We start from the raw sequence: 15,891 nt of genomic DNA, 5'->3' as shown, positions 1-15,891 counted from the left end.
CCGCCCGACCGAACAGGAGAAGTCATGAGCCGCACGACAATCACCGAATCCGACAGCGGCGGAGCCGATACACCGCGACGAACACCCGGCCGCGCCGCCGTCGCCAGCTTCATGGGCAGCGCCGTCGAGTACTACGACTTCTTCGTCTTCGGCACCGCCGCCGCGCTGATCTTCCCGAAGGTGTTCTTCCCCTCCGGCGACGACGCCGCACTGGTGCTGTCGTTCGCGACCTTCGGCGTCGCCTACGTCGCACGGCCGGTCGGCGCCTTCGTCCTCGGCCACTTCGGCGACCGCCTCGGCCGACGCAACGTGCTGATGTTCACCCTGGTGCTGATGGGGGTGTCCACCTTCGCGATCGGCTGCCTGCCCACCTTCGCCACGGCCGGCTGGCTCGCACCGGGACTGCTCGTGCTGTGCCGGTTGCTGCAGGGCTTCTCCGCGGCCGGCGAACAGGCCGGCGCCAGCTCGCTGACACTGGAACACTCCCCCGACAACCGGCGCGCGTTCTTCACGTCCTGGACGCTGACCGGAACCCAGGGCGGCCTCATCCTCGCCCAGCTCGTGATGCTGCCCTTCGTCTCCCTGCCCGACGACGCCGAGATGTCCTGGGGCTGGCGGGTGCCGTTCTGGCTGAGCGCGATCGTCGTCGTGGTGGCCTACTTCATCCGCCGCCGCCTGCACGAGACTCCGGAGTTCGACGAAGCCAAGGCCACCGGCGCCATCGCCAGGATGCCGCTGAAGCCGTTGCTGCAGAACCACTGGAGAGACGTCATCCGCGTGGTGCTGTGCGCGTTCATCGCCGCCGTGTCGACGGTGTTCGGGACCCTGGCGATCGCCTACGGCAAGAAGGTGGGCCTCGACGCGGGCATCACGCTGTGGCTGGTCGTCGTCGCCAACGTCGTCGCGCTGTTCACCCAACCGCTGTTCGGCATGCTCGCCGACCGGATCGGACGCAAGCCGGTCTTCATCTACGGCGCCCTGTCGTCGGCGGCCCTGATGCCCTTCTACATGCTGTCGATGAGCAACGACAACACGCTGCTGACCTTCGCCCTCGCGGTGGCCACGTTCTCGTTCGGGTACGCCGCCGCCAACGCGGTGTGGCCGTCGTTCTACGGCGAGATGTTCAGCACCCAGGTCCGTTTCTCCGGCATGGCGATCGGTACCCAGATCGGTTTCCTGCTGGCAGGATTCGCCCCGACCATCGTCACCGCGCTCGGTGGTGTCCGCGAAGGCGGCTGGGTGGTCATCAGCATCTTCACGGCAATCGTCTGCCTGATCGCCGCGCTGTCGGCGATGACCGCGAAAGAGACGAAGAGCGTCCCGACCGAACTGCTCGGGATGCCCGATTCGCCCAAGACGCTGGTCAACGGCTGAGCACCGGGAGGAACTCGTGGAGAACGCCATCGCCGTCGGCGACCTCGCGCCGGACAGCGCACTGCGCAGCCAGCACGAGATCAGCGCCGAGATCGCCTCGATCGCCGACGAATACCGCGGCGCGGGTGTGGAGGAATTCCAGCCGCGGCTGACCTACCCGCCCTACCGCAGCAGCCGGCTGCGCCATCCCCTGGCGTCGCTGCACGCCGTGGACCCGGAGGCGGTCGAGCTCAGCGGCCCGTGCTTCGGGAATCGCGACGTGCATCCGCTGGAGGCGGATCTCACGATCCAGCACGCAGGCCAACCGATCGGCGAGCGGGCGGTGGTCACCGGGCGGGTCGTCGACGGCGACGGCAGACCGGTCCGCCACCAGCTCGTCGAGATCTGGCAGGCCAACGCCGCGGGCCGCTACCTGCACCAGCGCGACCAGCACCCCGCGCCGCTGGACCCGAACTTCACCGGCGTGGGCCGCTGCCTGACCGACGGCGATGGTTGGTACCGCTTCACCACCATCAGGCCGGGCCCGTACCCGTGGCGGAACCACCACAACGCGTGGCGGCCCGCCCACATCCACTTCTCGTTGTTCGGAACACAATTCACTCAGCGGATGATCACCCAGATGTACTTCCCCGGCGATCCGCTGTTCGCGCTGGACCCGATCTACCAGTCGATCACCGACCGGAAGGCGCGCGACCGCCTGGTCGCCGCCTACGACCACGACGTGACCACCCACGAATGGGCCACCGGCTACCGGTGGGACATCGTGCTGTCCGGCGCCGCGCAGACGCCGGTGGAAGGAAACGGCAGCCGATGACCATGGCACCGACACCGGGTCAGACGATCGGTCCGTTCTTCGGCTACGCGCTGCCGTTCCCCGGCGGCGACGAGCTGGTGCGACCGGGCACACCGGGAGCCATCCGGCTGCACGGGCGCGTGACCGACGGCGCAGGAGAGCCGGTGCCCGACGCGCTGCTCGAGATCTGGCAGGCCGGCGCCGATGGAGTGCTGCCCTCGGCCACCGGCTCGCTGCACCGCGACGGCTGGACCTTCACCGGCTGGGGCCGGGCGAGCACCGACGACGACGGCCGGTACTCCTTCACCACCGTGGAACCCGGTGCAGTGCAACCGGACACCGCCGCATTCTTCGCCGTCACGCTGTTCGCGCGTGGACTGCTCAACCGATTGTTCACCAGGATCTACGTCCCCGGTGCCGGGCTGGCCGCCGACCGGCTGCTGGCCTCGCTGCCCGAGGACCGCCGGGAGACGCTGGTCGCCCGCCGCGACGCGACCGGGTTGCGATTCGACGTCCGGCTGCAGGGCGGCGCGGACGAGACGGTGTTCTTGCGCTTCCCGGGACACCGGCCGTGAGTGATCTCCTCTCGCCCGGCGACGGGCGCGCCGGTGAGCTGTTCAGTGACCGGTCGTTCCTGGCCGCCATGGTCGCGGTGGAAGACGCGTGGCTGGAGGCACTCGTCGACACCGCGGTGGCGCCGGCCGCCGCGCGGGCCGACCTGGGCGCCGTGATCTCGCCGTCGGACATCGGCACCCTCGCCGGGGGCGCTGAACGCGACGGCAATCCGGTGACCGGCCTGGTCGCCATGCTGCGTGAACGCACCGGCGATCAGACCGCCCGGTGGCTGCACCGCGGACTCACCAGTCAGGACGTCGTCGACACCGCGCTGATGCTGTGCGCGCGTGCCACACTCGCGGCCGTCAGCGACGAGATGTGCCTGCAGATGGCACTACTGGTGCGCCTGACCGAGACACACCGGCGTGCGCCGATGCTCGCCCGCACGCTCACCCAGGCGGCGCTGCCCAGCACGGTCGGCATGAAGACCGCGCACTGGCTCACGGGAGTGCTCGACGCCGCGGACACCGTCGGCAGCCTGCCCCCGTTACCGGTGCAGGCCGGCGGCGCCGTCGGCACCCTCGCCGCGGCAACCGAACTCACCGGATCGGCCGACGCCGCCCTCGCCTTATCCAACGCGACTGCCGAGGCGCTCGGCCTGGCACCGGCCATGCCGTGGCACACCACCCGATCGATCGTCACCCGCATCGGTGACGCCCTGGTCACGTGTTGCGACGCCTGGGGACACATCGCCGCCGACGTCGCGACCGGCAGCAGGCCCGAGATCGGCGAGTTCACCGAAGGGCAGGCGGGTGGGTCGTCGACGATGCCGCACAAGCGCAACCCGGTGATGTCGGTGCTCATCCGCAGCGCTGCACTGAATGCGCCGTCGTTGGCCGCCGGCCTGCACGTCGCCTCGGCCTCGAGTGTCGACGAGCGGGCCGACGGGGCCTGGCACGCCGAGTGGGGCACGCTGCGCACCCTCAGCCGGCGCACCGCGGCCGCCGCAGGCCAGACCACGGCGCTGCTGACCGGGCTGCAGGTCGACACCGGTCGCGCCGCCACCAATCTGGCTGCAGCCGAGGATGTCTCGGCCGAGCAGCGGTCGATGTCGGATCTGACCGGCCGGCCCGCCGCCGCGCAGTACACCGGTGCGGCCGACCTGCTGATCGAGTCGGTGCTGGCACGGGCCCGGCGGCGCCTCGAGGAGCCGTCATGACCGGCCCGCGTCTGGTCGCGACCAACTTCGGCGGGCCGGCAGGAGGCCCCCTGCTGCTACTCGGGCCCTCACTGGGCACGTCCGCGCAATCCCTGTGGGGACCGGCCGCGCAGCACCTGACCGGCCACTTCCGGGTGGTGGCATGGGACCTGCCCGGGCACGGCCACAGCCCGCCGGCGTCCCCGTTCGACGTCGACGACCTCGCCGCGGCGGTGCTGGCACTCGCCGACGAGGCGTGCACGGCAGGCGGATTCCACTACGCTGGCGACTCGCTCGGCGGCGCGGTGGGCCTGCAGCTGCTGCTGGCCGCACCCGACCGGGTGCACTCGGCGACACTGATCTGCACCGGCGCCGTGATCGGCACGCCCGCCGGGTGGCGCGAGCGCGCCCACACCGTCCGCGCGTCGGGAGTCGATGCCCTCGTCGACGTCGCGGCCGAACGCTGGTTCTCCCCCGGCTTCCTCGACCGTGCACCCGAGGCCGGCGCGGCACTGCTGACCGCGCTGCGGGCCACCGACGCCGAATCGTATGCGCTGGCGTGCGAGGCACTGGCCGCGTTCGACGTGACCGCGCGACTCGCGGAGATCGCAGCGCCGGTACTCGCGATCGCGGGCAGCGACGACGTGCCGACGCCGCCGCAGGATCTGCGACGGATCGCCGACGGCGTCGCCGACGGCCGGCTCGTGGTGCTGCCCGGCGTCGGCCATCTCGCACCGGCCGAGGCCCCGCAACGGGTCGCCGAACTCGTCGTCGAACACGTCCACCGGCACCGGCCCGACGCGATTTCGGCGCGCTCGCGGTCGCTGGGCGACGGTGAGCGCGCCGAAACCACCCGGTATGACGCCGGAATGGCCGTCCGGCGGCAGGTGCTCGGCAACGACCACGTTGACCGCGCGCAGGCGCAGACGACCCCGTTCAGCGCCGACTTCCAGACGCTGATCACCGAGTACGCCTGGGGCAGCATCTGGACCCGCCCCGGCCTCGATCGGCGGAGCCGTTCGCTGATCACGCTCACCGCACTCGTGGCCCGCGGCCACCACGAGGAGCTGGCCATGCACGTTCGGGCGGCCCGGCGCAACGGCCTGAGCGTCGACGAGATCAAGGAACTGCTGTTGCAGACGGCCATCTACTGCGGCGTGCCCGACGCGAACACCGCGTTCCGCATCGCCGGACGGGTGCTCGCCGAGGACGACGCCGCTCGAGACAACCCCACCCGAGACACCGAGGAGGAGCCCTCGTGAGCCGCACCCAGATCCACACCACAGCCGAGCAGGCGGTCGCCGGGATCGCCGACGGGGCAACGGTGCTCGTCGGCGGCTTCGGCATGGCAGGGATGCCTACCACGTTGATCGACGCGCTGATCGACCAGGGCGCCGGCGACCTGACGATCGTCAGCAACAACGCGGGCAACGGTGACACCGGCCTCGCCGCGCTGCTGGCGGCCGGCCGGGTACGCAAGGTCATCTGCTCGTTCCCCCGCCAGGCGGACTCCTACGTCTTCGACCGGCTGTACCGCGCCGGCGAGGTCGACCTCGAAGTGGTGCCGCAGGGCAATCTCGCCGAACGCATCCGGGCCGCGGGCGCCGGGATCGGCGCGTTCTTCTGCCCGACCGGCGTCGGGACCCCACTGACCGAGGGCAAGGAGGCGCGCACCATCGACGGTCGCGACTACGTGCTGGAATACCCGATCCGCGGTGACGTCGCGCTCATCGCCGCCCACGTCGGCGACCGGGCCGGCAACCTGGTGTACCGCAAGACCGCGCGCAATTTCGGCCCCGTGATGGCCACCGCCGCCGAGACGACCGTCGTCGAGGTGTCCCGGGTGGTCGACGCCGGCGAGCTGGATCCCGAATGTGTGGTCACCCCGGGCATCTTCATCGACCGCATCCTCGATCTGTCTGCAGCACAACAAGATACGGAGGTGGCGGTGTGACGACCATCCGAAGTGACGCCGTCGAGCGCCTCGACCGCGAACCCCTCGACCGCGACGAGATCGCCGCCCTGATCGCCCGCGACATCCCCGCCGAGTCCTACGTCAACCTCGGGATCGGGCTGCCGACCAGGGTGGCCGAGCACCTGTCACCGGCCGACGGCGTGGTGCTGCACACCGAGAACGGGATGCTGGGCATGGGCGGCGTCGCGGTGGGTGACGCCATCGACCCCGACCTGACCAACGCCGGCAAGATCCCGGTCACCGAGACGCCGGGTGCCTCGTATTTCCACCACGCCGATTCGTTCGCGATGATGCGCGGCGGCCATCTGGACGTCTGCGTGCTGGGCGCCTACCAGGTCAGCCATCACGGCGACCTGGCGAACTGGCACACCGGCGCGCCCGACGCGATCCCGGCAGTCGGCGGAGCGATGGATCTCGCCATCGGCGCCAAGCAGATCTTCGTGATGATGAATCTCTTCACCAAGGACGGCGCCGCCAAGCTGGTGCCGGCGTGCGCCTACCCCCTCACCGGCCGGCGCTGCGTCAACCGGGTCTACACCGACCTGGCGATCTTCGAACTCGACCGCACCGGGGAGCGCCCGGTGCGGGTGGTCGAGACGTTCGGCATCAGCGTGGCGGACCTCGGCGACCGGTTGGGAGTCCAGCTGCACTGACCGGTCGGTGTCAGCGGCGCAGCCGTGCTGCTCTTGGCTAGGCTTTGGCCTCGTGCGCGCCGTGCTGATCGTCAACCCGAATGCGACGTCGACCACCCCTGCGGCGCGTGACCTGCTCGCCCACGCGGTGGAGAGCCGGGCCGAACTGGTCGTCGTGCACACCGACCACCGCGGCCACGCGATCGAGATCGCCCGCGACGCGGCCCGCGACGAGGTCGACGTGCTGATCGTGCACGGCGGTGACGGCACGGTGAACGAGGTGGTCAACGGCGTGCTGTCGGAACGCGGCCCCGGTGTCCCGGCGCCCGCGGTCGGCGTGGTGCCCGGCGGGTCGGCCAACGTCTTCGCCCGGGCGCTCGGCATCAGTCCCGACCCCACCGAGGCCACCAACCAGCTCGTCGACCTGCTCGGCGATTACCGCCGCAACGGCCGCTGGCGGCGTATCGGGTTGATGGACTGCGGCGAACGCTGGGCGGTGTTCACCGCGGGCATGGGGGTGGACGGGGACGTCGTGGCCGCCGTCGAGGCGCAGCGGGCCAAGGGCCGAACGGTGACCGCGTCGCGCTACATCCGCGTCGCGGTGCGCGAGATGCTGGCCAGCGCCCGCAAGGAGCCCACGCTGACACTGCACCTGCCCGACGCCGAACCGGTGTCGGGCGTGCACTTCGCGTTCGTGTCCAACTCCAGTCCATGGACCTACGCCAACACGCGCCCGGTGTGGACCAACCCCGACACCTCGTTCGAGACCGGGCTCGGCGTCTTCGCCATCACCAGCATGAACGTCTGGGCGAACCTGCGCCTGGTGCGTCGGATGCTGTCGCGCACGCCGCGCATCGAGGCACGCCACCTGCTGCGCGACGACGACCTGGCGAGGTTGCGGGTAACCGCCGACGTCCCGGTGGCCTGCCAGATCGACGGCGATTACGCCGGACTGCGCGAAACGATGACGTTCACGTCGGTGCCCGACGCTCTTGCGGTGGTTGCGCCGCCCGTCACACCGCTCTGACCTGGACTTATGGCGCTCGCCCATAGAATTCAGGGCGCAGATGGGTTGAGTGTAGTACACATGGGTAAGCGCTCCGGTAACGCGGTGCCGGAGTGAGATAGCACACGTGTTAACGCAGTTCTATTGACATCTGTTCAGCCTGTGAAAACATCGGATGCAACAGTGCAGAAACATTTCGTGTGCACGCGTTAACAGCCGAAGAAAAGCTCGTGCGCTTTGCTGCGCATACAAGCTAGTGACTGATGAGGAGTTAGAACTATGGATTGGCGCCACAAGGCGGTCTGTCGCGACGAGGATCCCGAGCTGTTCTTCCCCGTGGGAAACAGCGGTCCCGCGCTTGCTCAGATCGCTGACGCGAAGCTGGTCTGCAATCGCTGCCCCGTCACCACCGACTGCCTGACCTGGGCGTTGGATTCCGGCCAGGACGCCGGAGTGTGGGGCGGGATGAGCGAGGACGAGCGTCGCGCGCTCAAGCGGCGCAACGCCCGCACCAAGGCCCGCAGCGGGGTCTGACCCACAGTCAGATCCGCGCGAGCGACGGCCCCGACGACAACGTCGGGGCCGTCACTTTTTTCGCAGGCTTTTCCTGTCAATTCGATGAGCGAATTTCGTTTTCCGGATGTGACGTGCGTTACTGCGGCAGCCGGGTGCGACGCCCCAACGGCACCCGCAGCACCACGTCCGTCCCCCCGGTGGCGACGTCGTGCATGCCCAGTGAGCCGTCCAGTTCAGCCGACACCAGGGTGCGCACGATCTGCAGGCCCAGCCGGTCGGACTTCTCGAGGCTGAAGCCGTCGGGCAGTCCGCGCCCGTCGTCGTGCACCACGACGTCGAGCCAGCGCGCCGACCGCTCGGCGCGGATCGTCACGCAGCCCTGAGCGGTGCCGTCGTCGAACGCGTGCTCGATCGCGTTCTGCACCAGTTCGGTGATCACCATGATCAGGGCGGTGGCCCGGTCCGCGTCGAGCACGCCGAGGTCACCGACGCGGTTGATGCGGATCGGGGTGTCCACGGTCGCCACGTCGTTCATGATCGGCAGGATCCGGTCGACGACCTCGTCGAGGTTGACCTCCTCGTCGACCGACATCGACAACGCGTCGTGCACCAGGGCGATCGACGACACCCGGCGCACCGACTCCAGCAGCGCCTCGCGGCCCTCGGCGTTGTTGGTGCGCCTGGCCTGCAGCCGCAGCAGCGCCGCCACCGTCTGCAAGTTGTTCTTGACGCGGTGGTGGATCTCGCGGATGGTCGCATCCTTGGACAGCAGCGCCCGGTCGCGGCGTTTGACCTCGGTGACGTCCCGGATCAGCACCGCGGCGCCGACGGCCTCGCCGTGCGCCACCAGCGGCAGGGTGCGCAAAAGTACCGCGGCGCCGCCGGCGTCGACCTCCATGCGCATGCTGGAGCCGCCCGCGAGCGAGTCGCGGACGTGATCGGCGAGTTCCTGGGCCTCGAACGGGTCCGAGATGAGCGGGCGGGTGACCGCCACCAGGTTGTGTCCCTCGAGTTCCGACGTCAGCGCCATCCGGTGATACGCCGAGATCGCGTTGGGGCTGGCGAACACCACGGTGCCCGCGCCGTCCAGCCGGATGAATCCGTCGCCGACGCGTGGGCTGGAGCGGGACATCGCGAGGTCACCGACATTGGGGAATGTGCCTTCGGACAGCATGTGCAGCAGGTCGGCGGCGCAGTCTAGGTACGCGCTCTCCAGTGGGCTCGCCGTGCGCCTGGCGGCCAGCGCAGTCTGGTGGGTCAGCACCGCGACCACCTTGCCGTCCCAGCGCACCGGAACCGCCTCGACGTTCAGGCCCGGTGAGTTCTGTTGCGTCGCTTCATCTTCGGTGACGATGACGCCGGTGTCGAATGCCGAGCGCACCACCGGCAGCCGCTGGTCGTCCGACAGCGTGCCCACCGCGTCGGCGAGCAGCACCGTGGGCGCGGTGTTGGGCCGCACCTGCGCGACGCACACCAGGACGCCGTCGTCACGGCCCACCCACATGAGGTAATCGGCGAAGGACAGGTCCGCCAGCAGCTGCCACTCACCGACCAGGGCGTGCAGGTGGTCGACGGCGCTGCCGGGCAGCATGGTGTGCTCGGCGAGCAGGTCACCGAGGGTGGACATCGAGGATCACGTCGAAGTGGTCGAGTACCGGGTGTGGCTAGCCGATGACCGCGATGAGATGACCGGCCTGGATGACGTCGCCTTCGCTGACGTTGACCTTGGTGACCGTCCCGGCGACCTCGGCGAGCACCGGGATCTCCATCTTCATCGACTCCAGCAGCACCAGGGTGTCGCCCTCGCCGATCTGATCACCTTCGTGGACCACGACCTCGAGCACACTGGCCACGATCTCGGCGCGAACGTCCTCGGCCATCTTCACCCCACTCACTCTCGGTTTAGCGCCTCTATCGAACCACAACCCCGCGTGGCTAGAGCATTCGCCGGGCCGTGAGACAATGTCGTGGTGCCGCCCGTGGGACGCGGGCCGGAAATACCGAAGAACGTACGGAGGAACTGCCATGGCCAAGCGTGGCCGCAAGAAGCGTGACCGGAAGCACTCGAAGGCGAATCACGGGAAGCGACCCAACGCCGGCTCGAAGTCAGTGCGCTAGCCCTCAGAATCGACGACGCCCGCCCGTCCTTCGTGGACGGGCGGGCGTCGTCGTGTCGGGGTGCCTGCGGCCGGTCAGCCGCCGCGGATGATGGTGGTGCGGCTGATCTCGATCCGCAACCGCTCGCGGAGCCGGTCGGGCGCCTTCTCACCGCTGCACTTGGTGGCGATCAAGTGCTTCACCCGCTCCTCCACGCCGTAGTGGCGCAGGCAGGCGGGGCATTCTTCGAGGTGGTGCTGCAGCTTGTCGCGGGTCTCCGCGGTGCACTCACCGTCGAGCAGCGTCCACACCTCGGCGATCACTGCCGCACATTCGGGGTGCTCGGGGTCGACGGGCCCGACCGGCGGGGTCCAGCGCTCGTCGGCACGGGCCTCGTCGCGTGGCTGATCACTCATGACGGCACCTCCTCGGGCGCCTGCTCGGCCCGGATGAATCCGCGGTCCCGGGCGACGTCGCCCAGCAGGTCGCGCAGTTGCTTGCGGCCCCGGTGCAACCGGGACATCACGGTGCCGATCGGCGTGTCCATGATCTCGGCGATCTCCTTGTACGGGAATCCCTCGACGTCGGCGTAGTAGACCGCCATCCGGAAGTCCTCCGGCAATGCCTGAAGCGCCGCTTTGATCTCGGTGTCCGGCAGCGCTTCGAGCGCCTCCACCTCGGCCGACCGCAGCCCCGTCGACGAGTGCTCGGCGTTGGCCGCCAGCTGCCAGTCGGTGATCTCCTCGGTCGGGTACTCCGCCGGCTGACGCTGCTTCTTGCGGTAGCTGTTGATGTAGGTGTTGGTCAGGATGCGGTACAGCCACGCCTTGAGGTTGGTGCCCTCGCGGAAGGACCGGAAACCGGAATACGCCTTGACCATCGTCTCCTGCAGCAGGTCCTCGGCGTCGGCGGGATTGCGGGTCATCCGCAGCGCACCGCCGTAGAGCTGGTCGAGCAGCGGGATCGCGTCCCTCTCGAACCGGGCGGTCAGCTCGGCATCGCTCTCGGTGGATCTCTCGGGCGCTGAACCGTCGACGTCGGTCATCAGGGTCGACACCGTCCCTTCTGTCGCGGCGCCGCCGAACAAGCCCGGCAGATCCACCGGACGTTCCAGGCAAACCGTTGGCACCGTAGGTCCCCTTCTTCCCGATCCTAGTGGCTGCTCCCGACAGGTGGCCGGCCGCTGCATCAGCAGCCGGAACTGCAGTCAATAACAGCAGACCCGCGGCGACTTGTTCCCCGATCGTCGGCACTACCCTGAGCCGGTGGCACGAGCGGCGACCCCGGCGATCGCGGCGCTGCTCGCCGCGGGCGTGCCGCATGAGGTGTTGCGCTACGCCCACGACGCCCGCGCCGAGTCCTTCGGTGAGGAGGCGGTGGCGGCGCTGGCCTCGGGCACGGGCGTGGAACCCGCCCAGGTGTTCAAGACGCTGATCGTGGCGGCGCCCGCCGCCCTGGCCGTCGCGGTCCTGCCAGTGCCGGCGAAGCTCTCGCTCAAGGCGGCGGCCGCGGCGCTCGGCGTCCCGAAGGTGGCGATGGCCGAACGCGCGGCGGCCGAACGGTCGACCGGTTACGTGCTCGGCGGCATCTCACCGTTCGGGCAGCGCAGGCCGTTGCCGACGGTCGTCGACGCCTCGGCGCTGCGCTGGGATCGGGTGCTGTGCAGCGCGGGCAAGCGCGGCTGGGACGTCGCGGTGGCGCCCGCCGATCTGGTGCGGCTCACCGATGCGGTCACCGCCGACATCACGGCCTGACGCCGGGCATATGGTGACCCCATGGCAGCCACGCCCCTCTCCGGGAAGACCATGTTCATCTCCGGCGCCAGCCGCGGCATCGGCCTGGCGATCGCCAAGCGCGCCGCCGCCGACGGCGCGAACGTCGCGCTGATCGCCAAGACCGCCGAACCCCACCCCAAGCTCGAGGGCACCGTCTACACCGCGGCCGAGGAGATCGAGAAGGCCGGCGGGCAGGCGCTGCCGATCGTCGGCGACATCCGTGACGGCGACTCGGTGGCCGCGGCGGTGGCCAAGGCCGTCGAACGGTTCGGCGGCATCGACATCTGCGTCAACAACGCCTCGGCGATCAACCTCGGCTCGGTCGAGGAGGTGCCCCTCAAGCGGTTCGACCTGATGAACGGCATCCAGGTGCGCGGCACCTACGCGGTGTCCCAGGCCTGCATCCCGCACATGAAGGGCAGGGAGAACCCGCACATCCTGACGCTGTCACCGCCGATCAGGCTCGAACAACAGTGGCTCACCCCGACCGCGTACATGATGGCGAAATTCGGGATGACGTTGTGCGCGTTGGGGATCGCCGAGGAGCTGCGCGACGAGGGCATCGCGTCGAACACCCTATGGCCGCGCACGATGGTGGCCACGGCCGCGGTGCAGAACCTGCTCGGCGGCGACGAGGCGATGGCCAGGGCGCGCAAACCCGAGGTCTACTCCGACGCGGCGTACGCGATCCTGACCAGGCCGGCACGGGAGTTCACCGGCCAGAGCCTGCTGTGCGAGGACGTGCTGCTCGACTCCGGGGTCACCGACCTGTCGGTCTACGACTGCGTGCCCGGCTCCGACCTGGGCGTCGACCTGTGGGTGGACACCCCCAACCCACCCGGGTACTCGGCGCCCTAGGACCCCACCTGGGTCACCCGGCTCGGCCGCCCGAAGCGGGCATGCACTCCCGCCGAGTACAGCGCACGAAGCGGCTCACCCGCCGTCGTGACGCCCGCGGCGGACACCAGGTCGTCGTCGAGTGCGACGACGTCCGCCTCGTGCAGCGGCCAGGTGGCGTGCTCGTTCGGAAACCACCACGTCCGGCCCGCCTTGCGGGTGTGCGCACCCCAGCGCGCGGTCAGCCAGACCTCGAGCGGTGTCGGCTCGACACGGTCGCCGATGTCGATCGTCAGTGCGCTGCGCAGTCCCCGGCGGGGCCAGCGGCGCACGCTCGAGTAGGACACGCGGCGGCCGGAGCGGGCGACCCGCATCTTCGCCCAGGTGTAGGGCACTCCGAGGCCGATCCGCGTCACCGGCACCACCGCGGCGCGCTGCGTCTCCAGCGATCGGAACAGCACGCCGTGGCGACCTGCCCCGTCGACGGAGTACAGCCGGACGTTGGTCTCGGCGAACGACCCGAAGTACGGCAGTGGCACCGTGGTGCCGAACCGGGTGTGGCGCATGACGAACGGCACCAGCCCCACGTAGGTGAGGCCGTCGCCGAACACGTCGGGGCGGGTACCGGCGGGGTAGAGATGCGCGACGGCACCCGGGTCGACCGGCCAGTGCACGAACGTGAGCTCCGACCAGAACTGGTCGAAGAACACCGGGCGCGGCAAAACCGGCGCCGTCATGGGGAAGTCGCACCTTCTGCTCGTGCGTGCCGGCGAGCAGCTCCACTGTCCACTCCGTCATCGTGGCACGCTGGTGCGATGTCTTCGCCGACGATGTGGTCTGCCGGCCGCTACGAAGCCGTTGCCCAGCGCATTGCGCACATCGCCGGGGAGGTGGTGGACGCCGTCGACCGGCGACGCCCGCTGGCCGGGACGGCACTGCTCGACCTCGCCTGCGGCACCGGCAACGCGGCGTTGACGGCAGCCGCCCGCGGCGCGCAGGTGACCGGTGTCGACATCACGCGGGACCTCGTCGCCATGGCCGCACGGCACGACACCGACGGCGCGGTGGACTGGCGGACCGGCGACGCGTCCGATACCGGATTGCCCGCCGCGTCGTTCGACGCGGTGGTGTCCAACATGGGCATCATCTTCGTCGACCCGGACCGCCAGGTCGCCGAGGTGAACCGGCTGCTCCGCGGCGGCGGCGTGTTCGCGTTCTCGTCGTGGGTGCGCGACACGCACAACCCGCTGTTCGACCCGGTGGTCGAGGTGCTCGGCCCGCCCGAGCGGTCGGGGTTCTCCCCCGACCAGTGGGGCGACGAGGACACCATCGCCGACCGCCTCGCACCCGGCTATGACGCCATCGACATCCGGCGGGCACGGCACACCTGGGAGTTCGAATCCCTGGACGCGGCGATGCATTTCCTGCGCGAGGAATCCCCGATGCACGTCGAGACGTTCCGTCGAGTCGACGACGAGCAGCGCGAGCGGCTGGCCGCCGCGTTCGAGGCCGCGCTGCGCGGGCACGTGGACTCCTCGAGCACGGTGACGTTCACCTCGCCCTACGTCGTGGTGAGCGCCCTGCGGCGGGGGTGACCGCCGCCGTTCAGCCGAGCCGGCGCCTGCCGCGGGCGGCCGCGGCGCGGACCATGCCGAAGGCGAACCGGCTCCGTCGCCGCGAAACCGGATACCAGATCAACTCCTTCTTCGGCGTCGGCATGCGCGGCGTCGTGATCGCCTGTGGGCGGCAGTATTTGAGCACACCGGCAGCGCCGCCGTAGCGGGCGCCGACTCCGGAGTTCTTCCATCCGCCCATCGGCACCGCGTAGGAGAAGACGTTGGACATCGCGTCGTTGATGTTGACCGCTCCGGCGTCGAGGCGGCGGGCGATGCGTTCACCGCGCTCGAGGTCGGCGGTCCACACCGTCGCCGAAAGCCCGTAGGGCGAGTCGTTGGCCAGGCGGACGGCCTCGTCCTCGTCGGCGACCTTCATCACCGGCAGGGTCGGTCCGAACGTCTCCTCGGTCATGCACGCCATCGAGTGGTCGACGTCCACCAGCACGGTCGGCTCGAAGAAGGTGCCGACACCGGTCGGCTTGCCGCCGGTCAGCACCCGCGCGCCCGCGGCCACCGCGGAGTCGACGTGGCGCGCCACGATGTCGCGCTGCGCCGCGGTGGCCAGTGCGCCCACATCGAAGCGGTATCCGCGGTCGTCCTCACCCTGACGCAGGCCGCTCACCGTCTGTGCGAGCCGGGAGACGAAGGCGTCGTACACCGGCGCCTCGACGTAGACGCGCTCGACCGAGACGCACACCTGCCCGGAGTTGAACAGGCCGCCCCAGGCGATGCCGTTGGCCGCCCGCTCGAGGTCCGCGTCGGCCAGCACCACGGCGGGGTCCTTGCCGCCGAGCTCGAGGCTGAAGGGCAGCAGGCGCTCGGCACACGCGACGGCGACCTTGCGTCCGGTCGCGGTCGAACCGGTGAACTGGAGATAGTCGACGTTGTCGATCAGCGCGGCTCCGGTCTCGCCGAGTCCGGTGCACACGGCGAGCACCGGCGGCGCACCGACCTCGGCCCAGCCGCGGGCGAACTCGACGGCCGACAGCGGTGTCACCTCCGACGGCTTGAGCAGCACGGCGGCCCCTGCGGCCAGCGCGGGTATCACGTCCATCCCGGGCATCACGAACGGGAAGTTCCACGGCGTGATCACGCCGACGACCGGATACGGGCGGTAGGCCGTCGTGAGCTTCTTGGTGATGGTCAACGGGTTCAGCGACGCGGGCCGCTCGTCGGCGAGGAACCGCTCGGCGTGCCCGCTCCAGTAGTTCAGCGAGTCGGCCACACACGTGGGTTCGGCGCTCGCCTCCGCACGGGTCTTCCCGGTTTCGGACTGCAGCACGTCGGCGAGTCGCTCGGCGTTGTCGAGAACCCACTCCTGGAATGCGAGCAGCCAGCGTTTGCGCCCTCGCGGGCCCATCGCCTCCCACTCGGGTTGCGCCACGCGCAGCTCGCGCGCCCGAGCGGCGACGGTCTCGGCGGAGTGGATCGGCACCGTGCCGACGGTTCGGCCGTTGGCCGGGTTGTGTACGTCGATGACGGCGACATCGGGCCGCGAAGCGAGATCGGTCATGTGA

The 15,891-nt window shown here is 70.0% G+C and carries 19 protein-coding genes; 13 read left to right on the top strand and 6 right to left on the bottom strand.

Going from position 1 to position 15,891, the window contains the following annotated elements; translation table 11 throughout:
* The first annotated feature begins 24 nt into the window (after positions 1–24).
* From O6P37_RS11015 to O6P37_RS10975, 9 genes are all read left to right on the top strand, one after another.
* Positions 25–1,374 (top strand): MFS transporter, encoded by a 1,350-nt coding sequence (locus tag O6P37_RS11015; RefSeq protein ID WP_269894079.1) that lies wholly within the window; start codon positions 25–27, stop codon positions 1,372–1,374.
* A gap of 16 nt (positions 1,375–1,390) precedes the next feature.
* A complete protein-coding gene (gene pcaH, locus O6P37_RS11010; RefSeq protein WP_269894078.1) occupies positions 1,391–2,188 on the top strand; it encodes a protocatechuate 3,4-dioxygenase subunit beta in 798 nt (265 codons plus the stop codon).
* Positions 2,185–2,742: a protocatechuate 3,4-dioxygenase subunit alpha gene (gene pcaG, locus O6P37_RS11005; protein ID WP_269894077.1), complete on the top strand. Its 558-nt coding sequence runs from the start codon at positions 2,185–2,187 to the stop codon at positions 2,740–2,742. Before pcaH ends, pcaG begins: the two co-directional genes overlap by 4 nt.
* Positions 2,739–3,941: a lyase family protein gene (locus O6P37_RS11000; RefSeq protein ID WP_269894076.1), complete on the top strand. Its 1,203-nt coding sequence runs from the start codon at positions 2,739–2,741 to the stop codon at positions 3,939–3,941. Before pcaG ends, O6P37_RS11000 begins: the two co-directional genes overlap by 4 nt.
* Complete coding sequence (gene pcaDC / locus O6P37_RS10995) at positions 3,938–5,182, top strand: bifunctional 3-oxoadipate enol-lactonase/4-carboxymuconolactone decarboxylase PcaDC (RefSeq protein ID WP_269894075.1); 1,245 nt, start codon at positions 3,938–3,940, stop codon at positions 5,180–5,182. The genes O6P37_RS11000 and pcaDC overlap by 4 nt, the downstream gene beginning before the upstream one ends.
* A complete protein-coding gene (locus tag O6P37_RS10990) occupies positions 5,179–5,874 on the top strand; it encodes a 3-oxoacid CoA-transferase subunit A (protein WP_269894074.1) in 696 nt (231 codons plus the stop codon). Before pcaDC ends, O6P37_RS10990 begins: the two co-directional genes overlap by 4 nt.
* 5 nt (positions 5,875–5,879) lie before the next feature.
* Positions 5,880–6,548, top strand: a complete 669-nt coding sequence (locus O6P37_RS10985) for a 3-oxoacid CoA-transferase subunit B (RefSeq protein ID WP_372503643.1) — start codon at positions 5,880–5,882, stop codon at positions 6,546–6,548.
* A gap of 52 nt (positions 6,549–6,600) precedes the next feature.
* Positions 6,601–7,554: a diacylglycerol/lipid kinase family protein gene (locus tag O6P37_RS10980; RefSeq protein ID WP_269894073.1), complete on the top strand. Its 954-nt coding sequence runs from the start codon at positions 6,601–6,603 to the stop codon at positions 7,552–7,554.
* A 258-nt stretch (positions 7,555–7,812) separates the two neighbouring features.
* Complete coding sequence (locus O6P37_RS10975; protein ID WP_110319505.1) at positions 7,813–8,067, top strand: WhiB family transcriptional regulator; 255 nt, start codon at positions 7,813–7,815, stop codon at positions 8,065–8,067.
* Between the two features lie 118 nt (positions 8,068–8,185).
* On the opposite strand, the gene O6P37_RS10970 is transcribed toward O6P37_RS10975, so the two are convergent.
* Together O6P37_RS10970 and O6P37_RS10965 are read right to left on the bottom strand one after the other, a co-directional pair.
* Positions 8,186–9,676, bottom strand: coding sequence for a sensor histidine kinase (locus O6P37_RS10970; RefSeq protein WP_269894072.1), 1,491 nt, complete (start codon positions 9,674–9,676; stop codon positions 8,186–8,188).
* Positions 9,677–9,713: 37 nt separating this feature from the next.
* Positions 9,714–9,929 (bottom strand): biotin/lipoyl-binding carrier protein, encoded by a 216-nt coding sequence (locus O6P37_RS10965; protein WP_264010909.1) that lies wholly within the window; start codon positions 9,927–9,929, stop codon positions 9,714–9,716.
* Between the two features lie 145 nt (positions 9,930–10,074).
* Between O6P37_RS10965 and O6P37_RS28510 the strand changes: the two genes are divergently transcribed.
* Positions 10,075–10,167, top strand: coding sequence for a 50S ribosomal protein bL37 (locus O6P37_RS28510; protein WP_003882799.1), 93 nt, complete (start codon positions 10,075–10,077; stop codon positions 10,165–10,167).
* Positions 10,168–10,241: 74 nt separating this feature from the next.
* On the opposite strand, the gene rsrA is transcribed toward O6P37_RS28510, so the two are convergent.
* Entirely contained in the window at positions 10,242–10,562 is a 321-nt protein-coding gene (gene rsrA / locus O6P37_RS10960; protein ID WP_269894071.1) for a mycothiol system anti-sigma-R factor, read from the bottom strand.
* The gene (locus O6P37_RS10955) at positions 10,559–11,191 is read right to left on the bottom strand and encodes a sigma-70 family RNA polymerase sigma factor (protein ID WP_269894175.1); all 633 of its coding nucleotides are present in this window, start codon (positions 11,189–11,191) and stop codon (positions 10,559–10,561) included. The genes rsrA and O6P37_RS10955 overlap by 4 nt, the downstream gene beginning before the upstream one ends.
* A gap of 220 nt (positions 11,192–11,411) precedes the next feature.
* On the opposite strand from O6P37_RS10955, the gene O6P37_RS10950 reads away from it, so the two are divergent.
* Positions 11,412–11,900, top strand: a complete 489-nt coding sequence (locus O6P37_RS10950) for a YbaK/EbsC family protein (RefSeq protein ID WP_269894070.1) — start codon at positions 11,412–11,414, stop codon at positions 11,898–11,900.
* 21 nt (positions 11,901–11,921) lie between these two features.
* A complete protein-coding gene (locus O6P37_RS10945; protein WP_269894069.1) occupies positions 11,922–12,779 on the top strand; it encodes an SDR family oxidoreductase in 858 nt (285 codons plus the stop codon).
* On the opposite strand, the gene O6P37_RS10940 is transcribed toward O6P37_RS10945, so the two are convergent.
* On the bottom strand, positions 12,776–13,495 hold the full coding sequence (locus tag O6P37_RS10940) for a YqjF family protein (RefSeq protein ID WP_269894068.1): 720 nt from the start codon (positions 13,493–13,495) through the stop codon (positions 12,776–12,778). The genes O6P37_RS10945 and O6P37_RS10940 overlap by 4 nt on opposite strands.
* 78 nt (positions 13,496–13,573) lie before the next feature.
* On the opposite strand from O6P37_RS10940, the gene O6P37_RS10935 reads away from it, so the two are divergent.
* Complete coding sequence (locus O6P37_RS10935) at positions 13,574–14,353, top strand: class I SAM-dependent methyltransferase (RefSeq protein WP_269894067.1); 780 nt, start codon at positions 13,574–13,576, stop codon at positions 14,351–14,353.
* Positions 14,354–14,363: 10 nt separating this feature from the next.
* On the opposite strand, the gene O6P37_RS10930 is transcribed toward O6P37_RS10935, so the two are convergent.
* Complete coding sequence (locus O6P37_RS10930) at positions 14,364–15,887, bottom strand: aldehyde dehydrogenase family protein (RefSeq protein WP_269894066.1); 1,524 nt, start codon at positions 15,885–15,887, stop codon at positions 14,364–14,366.
* Positions 15,888–15,891 lie beyond the last annotated feature (4 nt).

It is taken from the genome of Mycobacterium hippophais (assembly GCF_027529605.1).
In the GTDB taxonomy this organism is placed as follows: domain Bacteria; phylum Actinomycetota; class Actinomycetes; order Mycobacteriales; family Mycobacteriaceae; genus Mycobacterium; species Mycobacterium arseniciresistens.
This window is presented reverse-complemented; position numbering and strand designations above follow the sequence as displayed.

What these genes read in the sequence shown, in the direction of transcription:
- O6P37_RS11015 (WP_269894079.1), top strand. Translation starts at nt 25, where the DNA reads ATGAGCCGCACGACAATCACCGAATCCGACAGCGGCGGAGCCGATACA.
- pcaG (WP_269894077.1), top strand. Translation starts at nt 2,185, where the DNA reads ATGACCATGGCACCGACACCGGGTCAGACGATCGGTCCGTTCTTCGGC.
- pcaDC (WP_269894075.1), top strand. Translation starts at nt 3,938, where the DNA reads ATGACCGGCCCGCGTCTGGTCGCGACCAACTTCGGCGGGCCGGCAGGA.
- O6P37_RS10975 (WP_110319505.1), top strand. Translation starts at nt 7,813, where the DNA reads ATGGATTGGCGCCACAAGGCGGTCTGTCGCGACGAGGATCCCGAGCTG.
- O6P37_RS10970 (WP_269894072.1), bottom strand. Translation starts at nt 9,676, where the DNA reads ATGTCCACCCTCGGTGACCTGCTCGCCGAGCACACCATGCTGCCCGGC.
- O6P37_RS10965 (WP_264010909.1), bottom strand. Translation starts at nt 9,929, where the DNA reads ATGGCCGAGGACGTTCGCGCCGAGATCGTGGCCAGTGTGCTCGAGGTC.
- O6P37_RS28510 (WP_003882799.1), top strand. Translation starts at nt 10,075, where the DNA reads ATGGCCAAGCGTGGCCGCAAGAAGCGTGACCGGAAGCACTCGAAGGCG.
- rsrA (WP_269894071.1), bottom strand. Translation starts at nt 10,562, where the DNA reads ATGAGTGATCAGCCACGCGACGAGGCCCGTGCCGACGAGCGCTGGACC.
- O6P37_RS10955 (WP_269894175.1), bottom strand. Translation starts at nt 11,191, where the DNA reads ATGACCGACGTCGACGGTTCAGCGCCCGAGAGATCCACCGAGAGCGAT.
- O6P37_RS10945 (WP_269894069.1), top strand. Translation starts at nt 11,922, where the DNA reads ATGGCAGCCACGCCCCTCTCCGGGAAGACCATGTTCATCTCCGGCGCC.
- O6P37_RS10940 (WP_269894068.1), bottom strand. Translation starts at nt 13,495, where the DNA reads ATGACGGCGCCGGTTTTGCCGCGCCCGGTGTTCTTCGACCAGTTCTGG.
- O6P37_RS10935 (WP_269894067.1), top strand. Translation starts at nt 13,574, where the DNA reads ATGTCTTCGCCGACGATGTGGTCTGCCGGCCGCTACGAAGCCGTTGCC.
- O6P37_RS10930 (WP_269894066.1), bottom strand. Translation starts at nt 15,887, where the DNA reads ATGACCGATCTCGCTTCGCGGCCCGATGTCGCCGTCATCGACGTACAC.